General features: G+C 71.5%; 2 protein-coding genes. Both read right to left on the bottom strand.

Features of this window, described 5'->3' with window-relative positions; all coding sequences use genetic code 11:
• Positions 1-92 precede the first annotated feature (92 nt).
• Positions 93-1613: a complex I subunit 5 family protein gene (locus G6017_RS13370; RefSeq protein ID WP_182617783.1), complete on the bottom strand. Its 1521-nt coding sequence runs from the start codon at positions 1611-1613 to the stop codon at positions 93-95.
• A partial coding sequence (locus G6017_RS13375) for a complex I subunit 5 family protein (protein ID WP_182617785.1) occupies positions 1610-2694 on the bottom strand: 1085 nt, incomplete at its 5' end. The genes G6017_RS13375 and G6017_RS13370, both read right to left, overlap by 4 nt.

Here is a 2694-nt window from a genome sequence, read left to right on the forward strand (position 1 = left end):
GGGCACGGAGGTCACGCCGAGGGCGGCCGCGACGACGAGCGGCAGGACGAGCGCGGCAGCCCACAGGGCCGCGATCCACGGGGCGGAGGCCATCAGGGGAACACCCCCTCGGCGATGAACCTGGCCATCCCCATCGGCGAGTACGGGGCCGCGGCGATGATCCCCACCAGCAGCGAGGCCGTCGCGGTGATCATGGTCGGCACCAGCAGCGCCAGGGGCGCCTCCGCCCGCCGTCGGCCCGCACCTGTCGGGGACTCGCCCCCGGGCCGCTCGGCGAACCACATCGAGTACACCAGCGGCAGGAAGTAGGCGCTGTTGAGGAGCGCGCTGGTGATGAAGATCCCCAGCACCCAGGTGTGGTCGGAGTCCAGTGCGCCCAGCCCGAGTTGCCACTTGGACGCGAACCCGGCGATCGGCGGGACCCCGATCATCCCGAACGCGCCCACGGTGAACGCCGCGCACGTCCACGGCATCCGCCGCCCGAGCCCGGCCAGTCGCGAGACGGTCTTGATCCCCAGCACCTCGGCGAACAGCCCGGCGCAGAAGAACAGGGTGATCTTCATCAGGCCCTGGTGCACCAGGTGGGTCAGTCCGCCGGCAGTGCCCATCTCGGAGACCAGGGCGATGCCGATCGTGACGTAGGAGACCTGGCTGACCGTGGAGTAGGCCAGTCGCTTCTTCAGATCGTCCTGCATGAGGGCGCGGACCGAGCCGTAGATCACCGTGAACGAGGCCAGCACCAGCAGCGGCAGCAGCACGCCCAGGTCGTCGGCGACCTGCACGCCGTAGACGTCGTCGATCAGTCGGACCAGGCCGAACACGCCGGCCTTGACCACGGCGACGGCGTGCAGCAGCGCGCTGACCGGGGCGGGCGCCACCATCGCCCGGGGCAACCAGCCGTGCAATGGGAACAGCGCGGCCTTGACGCCCAGGCCGGCCGCGATGAGCACGAAGATCGCCACCGCGGTGGCGGGGTCCTCGGCGGCCAGCTCGGCGACCGCCGCCGCGCCGCCGGCGGTGAAGTCCACGTCGCCGACCAGCGCGGTCAGCCAGGCCACGCCCACCAGGACCGAGAGCCCGCCGCTGAGGGTGTACCGCAGGTACAGCTGGCCGGAGCGGAACGAGGCCGCCGTGCCGTTGTGCACCACCAGCGGGTAGGTGACAAGGGTGAGCAGCTCGAAGAAGATCAGGAACGTCACCAGGTTCCCGGAGAAGGAGATGCCCACGGTGGCGGTGACGCACAGCGAGAAGAAGCCGAAGAACCGGGCCCGGTGCGGGCGGCCCTCCAGGTAGCCGATCGCGTAGATGGTGGTGAGCAACCACAGCAGCGAGCTCAGTCCGGCGAACAGCAGTGAGAGCGGCTCCACGCGCAGGACCAGGTCGAGACCCGGCAGGAGGGCGCTGCGCCATTCGGGCCGGGCGCCCGCGATGACGGCGGGCACCAGCGCCGCGACGATGAGCAACTTGACCGAGGCGCCGGTGATGTTGACCGTGGTGCGCGCTTTGGTGCGGGGTTCCGGGATGAGGAAGACGACGACGGCGACGAGAGCCGAGAGCGCGAGAGGGGCCACGGCGAGCAGGGACGACTCACCGACCCAGGACGGCGGGGTCATGCTCCACCTCCGTGGGTCATCCCCAGCACCGCCAGGTCGGCCAACGGCCCGGACACCCCGATCGCGAGGGCGGCGAGCAGGGCCGCGGCCAAGGGGATCAGGGTGGCGGCGCGCGGGACGGCTCTCGTGCCCGTTCCGCGGAGGTGGGCACCGGACGCCGGATCGGTACTGCGGCCCTCGTCGTCGTCCCCATCGTCGGCGTGGCCCCCATCACCGGCGCCGCCCGGGGTGGGCCGGTGGTCGCTCGACTCCCCCGACAGCAACGTCTGGACCGGTCGCAGCAGGTACATGGCCGCGACGAGGGTACCCGCCACGGCCACCGCGACCACCCACCACAATCCGGTGCCTACAGCGGCCATGAGCAGCTGCCATTTGCCGGCGAAACCCAGGCTGACGGGGAGCCCGGCCAGGCTCACGGCGGCGATCGCGATCGCCATCGTCACGACGGGCATCCGGGCGTCCTGATCGGTCATCGCCGCCAATCGGTCGGTGCCGAGTCGGTCCTTGATCACCCCGGCGGAGAGGAACAGCGACGACTTGGCCAAACCGTGCGCGAACGCCAGCAGTGCCACCGCGATCCACGCCGCCCGCTGCTGCTCGGGGCCGTCGGCGGCGGCGGACAGCGGGAAGTAGAGGAAGAGGTAGCCGACCTGCGAGACCGTGGAGTAGCCGACCAGTCGCTTGAAGCGCGGGGTGCGGATGGCGGACAGGCCGGCCCAGAGCACCGATCCGGCCGCCGCGATTCCCAAAACGGCGCCCACCACCGGGTCTGGGCCGGTGACCTCCGTCCACACCCGGAACAGGATGAAGAACGACGACTTGACCACCAGCGCGGACAGCAGCGGGCTCACGGCCCCGGGCGCGCCGGCGTGGGCGTCGGGCAGCCAGCCGTGCAGTGGGAAGAGCGCGGACTTGAAGGCCATTCCCGCCGCGGCGAGCGCGAGGATCACCGTCACGTGGACGCCGCCCGGGTCGCCGGCGGCCAGCCGCTCGCCCGCGAGTCGCAGGTCCAGCACCCCGGTCGCGGCGTAGACCATGGTCAGCGAGAGCAGGAACAGCAGCGACCCGGTGACGGTGACCA

This window comes from Dietzia sp. B44, from assembly GCF_014145245.1.
Classification (GTDB): Bacteria; Actinomycetota; Actinomycetes; order Mycobacteriales; family Mycobacteriaceae; genus Dietzia; species Dietzia natronolimnaea.